The sequence below is a fragment of the Curtobacterium sp. NPDC098951 genome, assembly GCF_044759965.1.
Lineage (GTDB): Bacteria > Actinomycetota > Actinomycetes > Actinomycetales > Microbacteriaceae > Curtobacterium.
This window is the reverse complement of record NZ_JBIWAG010000001.1, coordinates 761,362-777,709: the sequence shown is the minus strand read 5'-3', so window position 1 is coordinate 777,709 and position 16,348 is coordinate 761,362. Positions and strand designations below refer to the sequence as shown.

Sequence of the window (16,348 nt, the reverse complement as noted above, 5' to 3'; positions counted from 1 at the left end):
ATGGCCGTGACGAGAGAGCTGGCCGCTCGGCCGGGGAGGAGTGACGATGGCGCGACGCCTGCCGTCCACCCCGCCCGTCATCGCGGGCTTCAGCCCCGTGCACGTCCTCGGTTCCGGCGGCTTCGCCGACGTCTTCCTCTACGAGCAGGACATGCCGCGCCGGCAGGTCGCGGTGAAGGTGCTGCTCGACGAGGTCGTCGACGACCGCGTCCGGCAGATGTTCCAGGCCGAGGCGAACCTGATGGCACGCCTCAGCACGCACCCGTCGATCCTGACGGTGTTCCAGGCGAGCGTGGCCTCCGACGGTCGACCGTACCTGGTGATGGAACTCTGCTCGTCGTCGCTCAGCGAGCGGTACCGGCGCGAGCCGATCCCCGTGTCCGAGGTCCTCGCGATCGGCATCCGCATCGGCTCCGCCCTCGAGACGGCTCACCGTGAAGGGGTGCTGCACCGCGACATCAAGCCGTCCAACATCCTGCTCACCGCCTACGGCAACCCCGTGCTCTCCGACTTCGGCATCGCGGCGACCATCGGCGAGGCCGACCCGGACGAGCCGATCGGCATGTCGATCCCGTGGTCCGCGCCCGAGGTGCTCATCGACGAGTCGCGCGGCACGATCCAGTCCGAGGTCTACTCGCTGGCCGCCACGGTCTTCTCCCTGCTCGCCGGTCGCAGCCCGTTCGAGGTCCGCGGTGGCAAGAACGGCGCGGCCGACCTCATGGGCCGGATCGACAAGGGCGGCGTGAAGCCGACCGGCCGGACCGACGTCCCGCCCTCCCTCGAACGTCTGCTCGCGGCCGCGATGTCCCGCAAGGTCGCCGGGCGGCCCACGACGGTGATGGAGCTCGTCCGCGGCTTCCAGCAGGTCGAGGCCGAGCTCGGCATCCCGCAGACGTCGGCGGACGTGGCGGTCGAGGCGTGGGCCGTCGCGACGCCCACCCCTGCCGGCGACCGGACGATGATCCGTGAACTCCAGCCCCCGACCCGGGTCGGGGCACGCCGTCGGACCCGCAAGGCGGTGCAGGGCGGGTCCGCGGTGTCGGCGGGGCAGAGCGTCGGCACGGTCCACCGCACCGGCTCCGTCACCCGCGCCCGTCGTCGGACGCGTTCGACCCTGGTCTGGGCGACCTCGATCGCGGTCGTCGTGGTCGCGGCCCTCGCCGTCGCCACCGTGCTCGTGATCGGGCGGCTCGGTTCGGGTGCGATCCCGGTCGTCGCCGACGTCCGAGCCGAGCCGTCGCCGTCGTCCGTCACGTTCACCTGGGCGGACCCCGGACTGCGCTCGGGTGACACCTACGTCATCTCGTCGAACGGCGCCGCCAGCCAGCAGACGGGCACCAGCTTCGTCGTCTCCGGGCAGGAGGGCGACGAGGAGTGCATCGCCGTCGCGGTCAACCGTGACGGCAAGACCGGGGTCGCGAGCGCACAGAAGTGCGCCACGATCGGGAGTGCCGGGTGATCCGGGCGTTCCTCGCGAAGCACCGGTCCGCAGCGGTGACGGTCGGCGCCTCGGTCGTCGTCGGTGCGGTCGTCGCGACCGCGGCCGTCGTCTCCAGCGGGTACCACACGCAGCGGGTCGACCTCGGCGACGGCACCGTCTGGGTGCCGTCCGCCGAGTACGGGGCGGTCGGTCGTGCGAACACCGGGGTGCTGCAGCTCAACACCGCGGTCGAGACCGCGAGCGACGACCTGTCCGTCCTGCAGCGTGGGTCGACGGTCTACAGCGTGGACGAGACCAAGGGCACCGTGGCGAAGGTCGACGTCGCCGACGCCACGGTCGCCGATCCCGTCACACTGCCGGCCGGGACCCCGCAGGTGTTCTTCGCCGGGTCCACGGCGGTGATCGGCAACGGGGACACCGGCGAGCTCTGGGCGACCCCCGCGAAGGACCTCGGCGAGTTCGACGCGTCCACCAAGGCCGACCTCACCCTCGGTGCCGATGCGGTCTTCGACGCCTCCGACGAGCACGTCGCCGTCTACTCGCCGCGGACCGGCTCCGCAGCGCTCGTCGAGGTGGGCACCACGCCGACCGTCGCGAAGCGGTGGACCGTCAAGATGGACCGTGCCGACGACTTCCAGGTCGCGTCCTTCGGGGACCACCTCGCGGTCCTCGACCGCACCTCGGGCCGGATGTCCGTGGACGGTCGCACGGTCGAGCTCGGTGACCGGGTCGGCAGCGCACCCGCCCTGCAGCACTCGGCCGACGACGCATCCGAGGTCGTCGTCGCCGGCACCGCCGGGCTCGTCCGGGTCTCGGCCTCCGGGGACGTCAGCTCCACCGCGCTCCAGGTGTCCGGCCGGGCCGCGCGACCCACCGTCGTGGGCACCTGCACGTACGCGGCGTGGGCCGGCGGGCAGGCCATGGACACCTGCAGGGGATCCGGGCTGCAGCGGCTCCAGAGCACCGCGGGCACGGGCGACCTGCAGATCCTGCACAACGGCGAGACGGTCGTCGCGAACGACCCGCAGAGCGGACGCTCCTGGGCGATCGACCGCAGCGGGCAGCTCATCGACAACTGGGCCGACCTCATCAAGAAGGACGAGGACCAGCAGCAGGAGCAGATCTCCGACGACGACCCCGAGGTCGAGAAGGACCAGAAGCCGCCGGTGGCGGTCGACGACGACCTGGGCGCTCGTCCTGGACGCACCACGAGCCTCCCGGTCCTCCTGAACGACTACGACCCGAACGGTGACCCGATCATCGTGAGCGAGGTCGGCACCATCGACGACGCGATCGGCAAGGTGGCCATCGTCGGCGACGGACAGCGGCTGCAGATCACCCTTTCCGGGCGTGCAACGGGCACCGTGTCGTTCCCGTACACGATCACCGACGGCAACGGCGGGTCGGACACCGCCACGGTGCGGGTCACCGTCCGGCCCGAGTCCGAGAACGAGGCACCCCGTCAGGTCCGCGACACCTCGGCCGACGTCGTGCAGAACGGCCACGTCGTCTCCGACGTGCTCGGCGACTGGGTCGACCCCGACGGCGACCCGGTGTACCTGAAGTCGGCGACCGCAGCGGACGGGGACCGGGTGTCGACGACGCCCGATGGCCTGCTCGACTACCGCAACACGAGCGCGCGCACCGGTGACCGTGCGGTCCAGCTGGTGGTGAGCGACGGACGTGCCGACGGACGGGGCTCGGTCACGATCCACGTCGCGAAGCAGGGGAGCGTGCCGCTGTACGCCGACCCGTTCCCCGTGCGCGGCTACGCGGGCAAGGCCTTCACGGTCGACCCGCTCGACCACGTCCGCGGCGGCAACGGCACGGTCACGCTCACGAGTGTGTCCTCGTCGACCGGCCTGACGGTCACTCCGAGCTACGACTCCGGGACGTTCCGCGTCCAGGGCGCCGGTGCGGGCGAGCACCAGCTCGAGTACACCGTGACCGACGGCACGAAGACGTCGAGCGGCATCGTGCGCGTGACGATCCTCGCCCCGCCGGACGCGTCGACCGCGCCGATCACGACGCCGAAGACCGTGTTCGTCAACACCCTGTCGACGAAGGACACCGACGTCACCGCCACCGACATCGACCCGGCCGGCGGCGTCCTGCTCGTGACCGCGCTCGACGGGCCCGAACGCGGCGCCGGCGTCGAGGCGAGCATCCTCGACCAGCACACCGTGCGGGTGACCCTCACCGCGCCGCTCGACGGTCCGGTCTCGTTCGGCTACACCGAGACGAACGGTCTGGCCTCGGCGACCGGAACGATCACCGTGGTCGAGATCCCGAAGCCGGACCGGATCCAGCCGCCCGTCGCGCAGCCGGACAGCGCGACCGTCCGCGTGGGCGACGTCGCGAACATCGACGTGCTCGACAACGACACGCAGCCCGAGGGGGAGCCCCTCACGCTGCAGCCCGACCTCGTGCAGAACGTGCCCGGTGACGGCGGCCTGTTGTTCGTCTCCGGCGACCACCTGCGGTACCTCGCGCCGACGACCCCCGGCAACTACACCGCGGTGTACCGGGTCGCCGGACCCGACGGGCAGAACGCCGACGCGACCGTGTCGATCTCGGTGCGCGAACGCGACGCCGCGACGAACAACCCGCCCGTCCCGCAGACCGTGACCGCGCGGGTCGTCGCCGGACAGTCCGTCCGCGTGTCGATCCCGTTGAACGGCATCGATCCCGACGGTGACTCCGTGCAGCTCGTCGGCGTCGCGTCCAACCCCGACAAAGGCTCCGTCGCCGACGTCTCCACGGACGCGTTGACGTACGAGGCCGGCGACTACTCGGCGGGAACCGACGAGTTCACCTACACGGTCGTCGACGCCCTCGGCGCCCGCGCGACCGGCACCGTGCGCGTCGGCATCGCGCCGCGGGCAGAACAGGCGTCGAACCCCGTCGCCGAGGCCGACCACGTGACGATCCGTCCGGGTGGATCGGTGACCGTCAGGGTGCTGCAGAACGACTCCGACCCCGAGGGCGGCCAGCTGACCGTCACGAAGGCCGAGCCCACCGCCGACGGCGTCTCGGCGAAGATCCTGCAGAAGCAGCAGGTCCGGGTGACGCCGCCCAAGTCGGCGAAGCGCGGCGACTACGCGGTCCTGTACACAGTGACGAACGAGAACGGCGGCGCGAGCACGGCCTTCCTCACCGTCACGGTCGACCCGGACGCGCAGCCGCTCCGCCCCGAGGTCGACGACACCACGCTCGACCTGCAGGACATCCTGCACCGGCAGAGCGTGACCGTCGACGTGCTCGAGAACGTCTTCTTCGCCGAGGGGACCACCGCCGACCTCAAGGTGGGCGTCGTCGACGGGTACGGCGACAACGCCCGCACCACCGACGACGGGCGGATCGTCGTCCGGCTGTCCGACGACTCGCAGGTCATCCCGTTCTCGGTCGCCCGCGTGGACCACCCGGACATCATCTCCTACGGGTTCATCCACGTCCCCGGCTTCGACGACGCCCTGCCCCAGGTGAACCGCACCGCCGGCGCCATCACCGTGAAGAGCGAGGCCACCGTCCGGATCCCGCTGTCGAAGTACGTCGTCACCGCGAACGGGCAGACCGCGAAGATCACCGACCGCGGCACGGTGAAGGCGACGCACGCGAACGGCCAGGGGCTCGTCGTCGACTCCTCGACGCTGCAGTTCACCTCGTCGAAGCTCTACTACGGCAACGCGTCGATCTCGTTCGAGGTCACCGACGGGTCGAACGCCAACGGCGGCAAGGGCCGGGTCGCGACACTCGTGCTGCCGATCAAGGTGACGCCCCGGTCCAACCAGCCGCCCGCGTTCACCGGCTCCGCGGTCGACATGCAGCCGGGGGAGTCGCGCACCATCGACCTCGGCAAGCTCACCGACTACCCGTACCCGCAGGACCTGCCCGAGCTCAAGTACTCGGTCGTCAGCAAGCCGAGCGACGGGACCACCGCGACGATCAGCGGCCAGACCCTGACCATCACGGTCGCCGACACCGCGAAGAAGAACACCACCGCCTCGATCGGCATCGGGGTCGCCGACGACGCCAATGCCGGCCGGTCGGGCGTCATCACCGTGGACGTCGTCGCCTCGACGCGACCGCTCGTGCAGCCGGGAGCCGACACGTCCGTCACGAAGCGTGGCCAGACGACCACGATCGACGTCCTCGCCAACGACCAGCCGACGAACCCGTTCCCGGGCCAGCGGCTGCGCGTCGTGAACATCCGCGGGCTCGGTGGCGGGCTGCCCGGCGGCGTGACCGTCACGCCGAGCGCCGACAAGTCCCGCCTGCAGGTCAGCGTGTCGGACAACGCCAAGCCCGTCGACACCCACCTGCAGTACCAGGTGGCCGACGCGACGGACGACCCCGACCGCTACGTCTGGGGCGACGTCACCATCTCGGTGCAGGACGTGCCGGACGCACCGGGTGCCCCCACCCGCACCGGCTCCTACCAGGGCGGGCAGGCGACCCTGACCTGGTCGACGCCGCAGGCGAACAACTCGCCGATCACGGGCTACCGACTGCAGGGCACCAACGGGGTCGCGAAGGACTGCGGGACCGCGACGGTGTGCACGATCACGGGGCTCGACCCGAAGGGCTCGTACCAGTTCTCCGTCGTGGCGACCAACGCGGTCGGCGACTCGGCTGCCTCCGCGAACTCCGCGCCGATCAGCGCCGACTTCGTCCCCGCGCCGCCCACCGGCATCAGCGTCACCCCGAGCACGAGCACGCCGAACCAGCTCGACGTGAAGTGGAACGCGGTGCCGGCGCCGAACAACGGAAGCGCCGTGGACAACTACGTCGTCTCGATCGAGGGAGCGGGCCTCTCGACGACCCGCAGCACGGGCACGGCCACGAACACCTCCTTCACGGGAGTGCAGAGCGGGCAGCCGTACACCGTGAAGATCTCGGCGCGGAACGGCGCGGACCGCAACGGCACCGCAGTGCAATGGAATGAGGGAACCGGGTCCGGGACCGCCGTCGGTAACCCGACCGCTCCTTCGGGCGTCACCGTGAATGCTCGGCCAGGTTCTGACAGAACGACCGTCGACGTGACGTACGTGACAGCAGATGGACAGGGTGCACCGCTGAGCGGGTACGAGCTCTACCGGATCAACCCATCTTCGTCGTTCAACTGCTCCTCGGCATCCGGGCCGATCGACACCGCGGGTCCGCGTGGCGGGTCCATGCAGGATTCGGGCGCCGATCCCGGCCGCGCTTTCCGCTACGTCGTGGTTGCGCGAAACTCACAGGGGTTCTGTTCGTACGGGGTCAGTGCAGACACGGCGACGTCCTACGTCAAGCCTGCGCAAGCCGCGACCCCAGAGGTCGACGTCGTTGATGAAAGAGATGGGACGTTCAAGCTCAGGATCAGCAATTACGGCCTGACCGACGGAACTGATGCAGACCGGTACCGGATCCGGTACTCAGAGTCCGACGTCTGGCGCGATGTCCCGAACACTGACACGAGCGGTCTCGGATACGGATCGCAGGTGAACGTGCAGGTCCAGGGTTGCTCGGGCCCGACTTACGACTACTGCGGTCCCGCATCACCAGCAGCCGCTACCGTCACGCCGATCACGACAGTCATCAACGTCACACAGAAGACAGAAGGCCAGGCGCTCCAGGTCCAGGGGCCGTCGAACGGAGACCTGCAACCGACCTACGTGGTCAAGTTCAACGGCCAAGATTCGGACGTCTCGACCGACCCGCCGACCACCTACACGATCAACTCCGTGGTGCCGGAACGGCGCCTGCTCATCCCTACCAGGATCGAAATCACAGTGACCGTCGACAACCACGCTTACACGTACTCGTACGATGCTGACGCGGCTTCGACCGGGAATTGACCTGCCCTACGCTGCCCCTACTGCCATCCCCGAGAACGAGGAACGACACCGCATGAGCATGACCCCGGAGCAGGCCACCTGGTTCGCCGACGTCGCAGGCCGCATCGTGACCAACGTCGAGCAGGTGCTCCTCGGGAAGACGTTCGTGATCCGTCTCGCGGTCACGGCGATGCTCAGCGAGGGGCACCTGCTGCTCGAGGACGTCCCCGGCACGGGCAAGACGAGCCTGGCGCGCGCGATGGCCCAGAGCGTGCAGGGGTCGACGAACCGCATCCAGTTCACGCCGGACCTGCTGCCGGGTGACATCACGGGCATCAGCGTCTACGACCAGAAGACCCAGGAGTTCGACTTCCACCGGGGTCCGGTGTTCTCGAACATCGTGCTGGCTGACGAGATCAACCGCGCGAGCCCGAAGACCCAGTCGGCCCTGCTCGAGGCGATGGAGGAGTCCGCGGTCACGGTCGACGGCGTCAACCACCGACTCGCTGCGCCGTTCATGGTGATCGCGACGCAGAACCCCGTGGAGCAGGCCGGCACGTACCGGCTGCCGGAGGCCCAGCTGGACCGCTTCCTGATGAAGGCGTCGATCGGCTACCCGGACCACGCGGCGACGGTGAAGATCCTCGAGACGTCGTCGGCGCCGTCGAGCTCGGTCCCGCTGGCGAGCGTGGTGCCGGCGGCGACCATCACCGAGATGGCGACGCTCGCGCGGTCCGTCCACGTCGACCCGACGATCGCGGACTACGTGGCCCGGCTGGTGGACGCGACGCGCTCGGCGAGCGAGGTCCGGCTCGGCGTCAGCGTCCGCGGCGCCATGGGCCTCATGCGCGCTTCCCGTGTCTTCGCCGCGCTGACCGGCCGTCACTACGTGACACCGGACGACGTGAAGGCCCTCGCGGTGCCGATCCTGGCGCACCGCCTGGTGCTCGACGCCGAGGCCGAGTTCGACGGCGTCAGCGCGACGAGCGTCATCGCACAGCTGTTGGTCGAGACCCCGCCGCCGGCGGACCGGGCCGCGTCGTGACCGACCGCCGGCCCGTCTCGACGCGTTCGCGCCGTCCGTCCTCGACGCGGTCGCGTCGCGGTTCGACGGCGTACGAGCGCACCGGGACGGTCGCCGGCCTCACCAACGTCCGCACACGCCTGGTCGGGGACCGTGACGGCGTGGCAGCGGATGCGGTCGTCGGTCTCGCACGGGCCTGGTCGACGGCCTGGAGGCTCGTCAAGCGCGGGTGGGCAGAGGTCTCGTCCGTGGTCACCGGCCTGGGCTGGACGGTCGCGGCGCTCACGCTGGTCGCCTTCGTCGTCGGGTACCGCTTCGGCCTGCGCGAGGTCGTGGTCGTCGGCTTCGCCGGGGCACTCCTCGTGGTGGTCGCCGCGGTCGCGCTGATCGGTCGGTCGCGACTCGTGATCCGGATGCGTCTGCCGCAGCACCGGGTGGCGGTGGGGGATGCGGCCGGCGTGGTGGTCACGGCGGAGAACCCCGTGCGGTTGCCGTCGGTACCGACGACGGTCGAGGTGCCGGTGGGCTCCGGCCTCGTGGACGTGGCGATCCCGTCGATCGGTCCTCGCGGCACGTTCGAGCGCGAGGTCCCGGTCCCGACCGTCCGGCGCGGCGTGCTGGACGTCGGTCCGGTGACGGGTGTCCGCGCGGACCCGGTCGGGCTGGTCCGGCGTGAGATCGTGTGGACGGCGCGGGAGCAGGTCATCGTGCATCCCCGGACGATCGCGATCCCGTCGACGAGCACCGGCCTCGTGCGGGACCTCGAGGGCCAGGCCACGACCGACCTGTCCCCGTCGGACATCGCCTTCCACGCCATCCGCGAGTACATGCCCGGGGACGACCCCCGCACGATCCACTGGAAGTCGACCGCGAAGTCCGGGGCGCTCATGGTGCGTCAGTTCGAGGACACGCGGCGTTCGCACCTCGTGGTCGCGCTCGGCCTGTCGCGCGCCGAGTTCGCCGACGACGAGGAGTTCGAGCTCGCGGTGAGCGCGGCGGCGTCGCTCGGGGCCCGGGCGATCCGCGACGGCCGCGAGGTCACGGTCGTGGTGTCGGAGCGGACGCCGGAGTTCGCCAAGCGCCCGGTGTACGCCGTGCACCCGCTGCCGACGGTGACCCCGACGCGCCTGCTCGACGAGTTCGCGTCCGTCGGGCTCGCAGACGCCTGCCTGCCGATCGCCGAGGTCGCACGCATCGTCGGGACGGACACCGCCGGGATCTCGGTCGCCTTCCTCGTGGTGGGCTCGACGGTCGAACTGCCCGCGCTGCGCCTCGCCGCGACGCGGTTCCCGATCGGGGTCGAGGTCGTCGCGGTGATCTGCGAGCCCGAGGCGCAGCCACGGTTCCTCCGCGTCGCCGGCCTCACGGTGATGACGATCGGCTACCTGGACGACCTCCGCTACGCCCTGCACCGATCGGCCTCGGCGGCATGAGCGTCGCAGCGGGCCCGGAGACCCGGGCACGGAAGACGGTCCGGCGGGACGCGCGCCGGGACGCCCGTCGCTTCGCACCCTCGCGGCTCGTGGGCGGGACGCTCGCGGTGTGGTTGGTCCTCGCCGTCGCGAGCGTTGCGTGGTGGCCGGTCTACCGGGACGACGCGATGGTCGTCGCCGCCGTCACCGCGGTCGTGTCCGGCACCCTCGTCGCGCTCGTCGGCACGGTGTTCCGCCTGCCGACCGCGGTCGTGGCGGTCGCGACCGTCGCGGTGTTCGCCCTCACGGGCGTGCCGGCCGCGGTGCCTGGTGGCGTGAACGGCGTCCTGCCTACGGGCCAGGGCCTGGTCGACCTGTTCGCCGGCGTGGCGCTCGGCTGGAAGCAGCTCGTCACCATCAGCCTGCCGGTCGGCTCCTACGAGTCGCTGCTCGTGCCGTACTTCGTGACGATGCTCGTCGCCACCGTGACCGGCGTGAGCGTGGCGACCCGCGCCTCCCGGCAGGAACTCGCCAGCATCCCGGCGCTGGTCGTCTTCGCGGCCGGTGTGGTGGTCGGACCCGCTCGCTTGGACACGTCGATCGCGACGGCCGTCGCGCTCACCGGGATCGCCCTGGTGTGGGCGTTGACGGTGCGGCACGCCCGGCGTGCGGTGGCCGTCGCGACGACCATCGGGGCCCGTGTGCCGGTGGCGCGGTCGGTGCTGCGTCCGGCCCTCGTCGGGACGGGGACGATCGTCGCGGCGGCCGTCGTCGCCACGGGGCTCGGCCTCGTCGCGCCGCCCTCGGTCGGGCGGACCGTGGCCCGGACCGACGTCGTGAAGCCCTTCGACCCGCGCGATTACATCAGCCCGCTCAGCGGTTTCCGCGCGTACGAGGAGGACACGGCGTCGGACACGCCGCAGCTGACGGTGACGGGTCTGCCCGAGAACGGGTTCGTCCGGATCGCCACGCTCGACACGTACGACGGCGTCGTCTACCGCGTGGGCGGGTCCGACGGCGCCGCGGCGTCCGGCACCTTCGAGCGCGTCCCGACCTCGGTGGACGTCCGCGGTGTCGACGGCACGACGGTGCGCGTCGGTGTCCGGGTCGACGGGTACCGCGGGGTCTGGCTGCCGACGGTGGGCGACCTCGAGCGCGTCGAGTTCTCGGGCTCCGACGCCGAGCAGGAGCGCGGCGCGTTCTTCTACAACGGCTCGACCGGCACCGGCGCGGTGGTCGGGGGTGTCGGCGAGGGAACGCAGTACGACCTCACGGCCGTCCTGCCCGGGCAGCCGACCGACGAGGAGCTCGCATCGGCCCGTCCGGGCAGCGCCTCGGTGCCGACGCCGCGATCGGTTCCGGATGCCGTCCGGTCCACCGTCGAGGCGACCACGGCCGACGCGGGCACCGACGGGGCGAAGCTCGTCGCCGCGGTGGAGGCGCTGAAGCGCAACGGGTACGTGAGCCACGGCGTGGGGGACGACCGGGCGAGCCGCTCGGGGCACGGGGCCGACCGGATCCAGGAGCTCCTGACCTCGCCGCTGATGATCGGTGACCAGGAGCAGTACGCGGTCGCGGCTGCGCTGATGGCCGACCAGCTCGGCTTCCCGGCGCGCGTCGTGATGGGGTTCACCGCGGGCGGCGACGCCGGCGGCGGGACCGGAGCGGACGCGACCTCCGGCCGGACGACGACGTTCCGCGGGTCCGACGTGACCGCACGGATCGAGGTCGACACGGCGCAGTGGGGCTGGGTCATGATCGACCCGAACCCCGCGGTCCGCGAGATCCCGAACGAGCAGCAGCAGACGCCGCAGCCGGTGACGCGACCGGAGACGGTCGTCCCGCCGCCCCCAGCCGAGCAGCAGGACCAGTCGCAGCAGGCGCCGCCGCAGAGCGACCGCAACACGCCACCCGTGCAGCCGCTCTGGCTGCAGATCCTGCTCGCGGTGCTGCCGTGGCTGCTCGCCGTGCTGGGCCTCGCCGCGCTCGTGCTGCTGCCGTTCGGCGTCATCGTGCTGCTCAAGCGCATCCGTCGCCGACGTCGTCGTCGAGCCCCGACGCCCCGGGGGCGCATCGTCGGCGCGTGGGACGAGTACCGGGATGCCCTGGTCGACCGCGGGCACGACGTCGCGCGGTCGGCGACCCGCCGGGAAGCGGTCGTCGGAGCGCCGGGTGAGGGCGGCACGGGTCTCGCGGCACTGGCCGACCGGTCGGTGTTCGGTCCGAGCGACGCCGACCGGACGGCGGCCGACCGGATGTGGTCGGCGACGGACGATGCGATCGCGAGCCTGCGTGCCGGGCGGACCCGCAGGGAGCGCTTCCGCGCGGCGGTGTCCCTGCGGTCGCTCCGTGTCGTCGACGTCGCGCGGTCGCGGGGCGCGTCGGTCGCCTCCGCGGTGGTGGCCCGAGGGCGACGGTCCACCGGCGGACAGGGAGCCGGTGGGGGGCGCGGCTACGATGGCGTGCAGGCCGGCGAGCGTCGTGGACGGCCGAGTGAGGACAGGCGGAACACGTGATCAGATGCGAACACTGCGGATCGACGCTCCCGGACGGAGCCATCTTCTGCGGTGAGTGCGGACGTGCCGTGACCGCAGCGGCGAGTCGGCGCCCGGTGGCGACGACCCCGATCGAGCAGGCCCCGCCGCCGCCGCTGCAGCAGCCTGACCTGCACGGGCGACGTCAGGATCCGGCGGCCGAGGCGTGGCTCCCCGAGTCGACCCTCGACCCGGCGACGCGTGCGTGGCTGACCGGTGCCGAGCGCGGGAGCGCCCAGCAGCCGCCGGCCGTGCCGGTCCAACGCCCCGACGACCTCACCCCGCGGACGGCTCCGAGCCACGTGCACGGTGCCGGGACCGGTCTGCCCGACTGGTCCGGACAGTCGACCCCGGGCGGCCACACCGCGCCGGCGAACCCGGTGGATCCGGAACGCTCCGGTGCGTCCGACGCCCCCGGTGCTGTCGGGGGGATCGTCCCTGAGCAGCCCGCCGGGTCCAGGGCGCCGCGCGCACCCGAGATGCCGGCAACTCCGCAGCCGCCCGAGCCGCCGCTCGACCCCAACGCGTACCCGTCGGTCCCGGCCGAGGGGGAGGACCCCGAGGTCACCCGTCTCGCCGAACGCTCCGCACAAGCGCCCGAGGCCGCGGCCCCGCGCTGGTCGCCGCCGACGGAACAGCCCGCTGCGCCCGCGCCGTCCGGCCCCTCGTGGTGGGTCGGCCGGTCGGGTGCGACCAACGACTCGACAGCGGCCACCGGGGGGTCCACCGGCTTCACCGCGGATCCGACGTCCGGTGCCGATCGAGCGACCGACGACCGTGCCGTTCCCGGTGCCGTCGTCTCGCCGCCGCAGCCCGGGGACACCGCGGTGGTCGAGCCGCTGGCCGACCGGCGTCCGCCCCGCCCCGCGCCCCTCGTGACCCCGGGGTCGCAGGCGACGACGTGCCACGTGTGCGGGAACCTCCTCGAGCCGGACGACATCTTCTGCGCCGAGTGCGGCGCCGTGCGACCGGCGGTGACCGCGGCGTTCACCGGTCCGATCGTGCCGCTCCCGATGGCCCGACCGGACTGGGCCGCCGACGATTCGCAGCCCGCGACAGGCGACGACGCCGGCCCGGACGCGGACGGCCCGGACAACACGCCGGACGTCGACACCCCGGTCGGCGACGCCCCGAGCGCTGGTGCGCTGGACGGTGCTGCCCCGGACGACGACGGCCCGAGCGGCGACGCCCCGGACGCCGCCGCCGTGGACAGCCTCGGCTCGACTGACCGTGGCGCGGACGGCCTCGGCTCGGCCGACCGTGGCGCGCACGGCCGCGCCCCGGAGACCGACGCGACGGACGTCCAGGAACCCGTCGGTGGCACCGGTGTGCTGCCGACGTGGGTGAACGGCGGGGACGCCGTCACCACGGACGACGCCGCACCCTCCGATGTCGATGCGGCCGAGCGCCCGCGTGGTCTGCACGCCGCCCCCGATGCCGGGACCCCGGTCCGAGGCGCGTCGTTCCTCCCGCCCGTTCCCGGATCCGCGACCGTCCCGTCGTCGGCACCGTCGGCGGCGGACACGGGCGCGATCGGTGTCCCTTCCGCAGCACCCCTGCCGCCCCTGCCCGGGGTCGACGCACCCGCGCTGCCGGACACCGTCGCGACCGACGCCCCGACGAGCGCCGACGGCGACCTCGAGGACGACGTCGACGAGACCCGCATCGTGTCCGCGACGCCGACGCACGCGCCCTTCGTGCTGCACTTCAGCACGGGCGAGCGCTTCGGCGTGCACGGTACCGGCCTGGTCGGTCGTCTCCCGCGCCCGCAGCCGGGGGAGCGGTTCGACGACCTCCTGACCGTGCACGACCCCGGCAAGTCGGTCTCGAAGACCCACCTCGAGCTCGGCCGCGACGGCGACGACCTGTGGGTGTCCGACCGGTTCTCCGGCAACGGCACGGTCGTCCGGCACATCGACGGGTCGATCCGACGCTGTGAGCCGGGTCGCCGGTACCGGGTCGAGCGTGGCGCCCGTGTGGACATCGGGGAGCAGTTCTTCCTCGTGCAGTGACGTCGGGAGCGTCCTCGTCCACAGGGACGTGGCGCTCACTGCTGTCCACAGTCGAGCCACGCCGACGTGGTCGGGTCGTCGCCGTGTGGTGACCTGGGGTCATGACCCCGCTCGTCGCCCGCACCGCACTGGTCGGGGTGGCGACCGTGCTGGTCGCGGCCGGGGTCCTCGCTCCGGTGGCGGGGACGACGCGGGCGGTGCTGCTCGGCGCTGCCGGGTGCTGTGCGGTGCTCGACGTCCTCGTGGTCCGGACGGACCGGGTGCGTCGCGATGACCGGGGAAACGCCGGGTCACCCGTCGCCGTGGTCCACCCACCGGAGCGCACCGCGGTCGGACGGACGGTGTTCGACCGGAACCCGGGGCACGCCCCCTATGGGGCCCAGGGGCACGCCCCCGATCCGGACGCCCAGGTCCAGGGGCACGCCCCTGACCCGGACGACCGGGCGCCGGGTCTCACCAGGGACCCGGATCGCGCGCCGTCGGCTCTGCCCGGAGACGACGCGCCGCCGACCGACCGACCGCCGATCCTGCTCGGGACGACACCGGGCGGTCGCGACGTCACGTTCGACGACCGCGCCCAGGCACACATCGTCGTCGTCGGCACCGGGGTCCTCGCGCTGGCCGTCTTCCGCGCCGTCGCGGCCCAGGTCCACGCCGCCGCCGGGCCCACGGCCGAGGCCCGGTCGGCGAGCAGTCCGGACCTCCGGTCTGTGGTGGCACCGGGCGACGTCCCGTGCCCTGCGCTGCCGACCGACACGGCGGTCGTGGTCGTCGATCACGGAGCCGCGCCGGACGGACCACCGCCGGGCCGGCCAGCACGGACGACCGTCGTGCTCGTCCCCGGGCTGAGCGTCCTGCCGCGCCGGTGGGACGTCGCTGTCGAGGTCACCCGACACGGCTGCACGGTCCGCGACCACGGTGAACGTCGAGGGATCTCGGTCTCGCCGACGCTGCCGCGGCTCGGGGACGAGGGGCCGCGGCCCGGAGCGCCGGCACCGCAGCCCGGAACGCAGGCACCGCGGCCAGGAGCATCGGCGCCACGGCCCGGAACGCAGGCACCGCAGCCAGCAGCGCCGTGGCCGCGGCTCGGGGCGCCGCAGTGACCCCGGCGACCTCAGCGCAGGCCGGAGCCGACCCGGAGCGACCCCACCGGGACGCCGCCACCGAGCACCTGCTCGCCCGTAGCAGCCATGACGTCCGCGACACCGGCCGCGTCCACGATGCCGTTCCGCTCGAGCAGGGTGAGTGCCGCGAGCGTCCCGGACCGCTGTGCGCCGTCGAGGGTCTTGACCGCGACCGCTGCACCACCGGGGAGCCCCATCACCATCACACCCTCGGCACCGAGCTTCGCGAGCACCCGGAGCCGCTCGATCGTGACCGTGTTGGCGCGCCCGATGCCGTCGATCGCCCACGGGTGGTCGAGCACCGCGTCGGTGAGCGCCGCGGTGTCGGACTCGGCCCGTGCGACGACCCCGGCGAAGCCCCGGGCGAGTCCGACGAGCGTCAGGGGGAACACCGGAGCGCCGCACCCGTCCGTCCCCACGACGTCGACGGTCTCGTGGGTGAACTCCTCGACGGTGTCGCGGACCCGTTGCTGGAGCGGGTGCGCCATCTCGAGGTACGTCGCCTCGTCCCAACCGTTGACCCGGCAGGCCGCGAGCATGCCGGCGTGCTTGCCGGAGCAGTTCATCGCCAGGCGCCGCGGCTCGGTCATGGTGCGGGCGGTCGCGCGGTCGAACGGCATGTCGGGCGGGCAGCCGAGGTCGGCCTCGACGTGGTCGTACGACTCGAGCATGTGGCGTGCGAGGGCCTGGTGCGCGGGCGTGCCGGCGTGGCTGGCGGTCGTGAGCACGAGCTCCTCGTCGGAGAACACGGCTCCGGCCCGGCGGACGGCCAGTGCCTGGAACGGCTTCATCGTCGAGCGCGGGTAGACGCTGGCGTGCACGTCACCGACCGCGTCGAGCACGGTGCCGTCCGCGGCGACGACCACGCCGGCCCCGACGTGGCGGCTCTCGTCGAACCCGTTGCGGTCGAGGACCGCCAGTTCGACCGACCCCTCGGCGGTGAGAGGATGGCGGTCAGTGTGGACGTCGGGGAGCACCGTCATGC

8 protein-coding genes and 1 pseudogene are annotated in these 16,348 nt (G+C 72.5%); 8 read left to right on the top strand and 1 reads right to left on the bottom strand.

Annotated features, from left to right (window positions below; translation table 11 throughout):
- Positions 1-46: 46 nt before the first annotated feature.
- From ACIQUC_RS03615 to ACIQUC_RS03580, 8 genes and pseudogenes are all read left to right on the top strand, one after another.
- Entirely contained in the window at positions 47-1,459 is a 1,413-nt protein-coding gene (locus tag ACIQUC_RS03615) for a serine/threonine-protein kinase (RefSeq protein ID WP_402263300.1), read from the top strand.
- Positions 1,456-7,278: an Ig-like domain-containing protein gene (locus ACIQUC_RS03610; RefSeq protein WP_402263297.1), complete on the top strand. Its 5,823-nt coding sequence runs from the start codon at positions 1,456-1,458 to the stop codon at positions 7,276-7,278. The genes ACIQUC_RS03615 and ACIQUC_RS03610 overlap by 4 nt, the downstream gene beginning before the upstream one ends.
- 52 nt (positions 7,279-7,330) lie before the next feature.
- The gene (locus tag ACIQUC_RS03605) at positions 7,331-8,302 is read left to right on the top strand and encodes an AAA family ATPase (protein WP_402263294.1); all 972 of its coding nucleotides are present in this window, start codon (positions 7,331-7,333) and stop codon (positions 8,300-8,302) included.
- Between the two features lie 140 nt (positions 8,303-8,442).
- A complete protein-coding gene (locus ACIQUC_RS03600; RefSeq protein ID WP_261974835.1) occupies positions 8,443-9,714 on the top strand; it encodes a DUF58 domain-containing protein in 1,272 nt (423 codons plus the stop codon).
- Positions 9,711-12,209, top strand: a complete 2,499-nt coding sequence (locus ACIQUC_RS03595) for a transglutaminaseTgpA domain-containing protein (RefSeq protein WP_402263291.1) — start codon at positions 9,711-9,713, stop codon at positions 12,207-12,209. The genes ACIQUC_RS03600 and ACIQUC_RS03595 overlap by 4 nt, the downstream gene beginning before the upstream one ends.
- Positions 12,206-12,274 (top strand): annotated as a pseudogene (locus ACIQUC_RS03590) (zinc-ribbon domain-containing protein); the annotation flags it as partial. The gene ACIQUC_RS03595 and the pseudogene ACIQUC_RS03590, both read left to right, overlap by 4 nt.
- A gap of 3 nt (positions 12,275-12,277) precedes the next feature.
- The gene (locus tag ACIQUC_RS03585; protein ID WP_402263833.1) at positions 12,278-14,239 is read left to right on the top strand and encodes an FHA domain-containing protein; all 1,962 of its coding nucleotides are present in this window, start codon (positions 12,278-12,280) and stop codon (positions 14,237-14,239) included.
- A gap of 101 nt (positions 14,240-14,340) precedes the next feature.
- Entirely contained in the window at positions 14,341-15,342 is a 1,002-nt protein-coding gene (locus ACIQUC_RS03580) for a hypothetical protein (protein WP_402263288.1), read from the top strand.
- 11 nt (positions 15,343-15,353) lie between these two features.
- On the opposite strand, the gene ACIQUC_RS03575 is transcribed toward ACIQUC_RS03580, so the two are convergent.
- Entirely contained in the window at positions 15,354-16,346 is a 993-nt protein-coding gene (locus ACIQUC_RS03575; RefSeq protein ID WP_402263285.1) for an asparaginase, read from the bottom strand.
- Between the last annotated feature and the right edge of the window lie 2 nt (positions 16,347-16,348).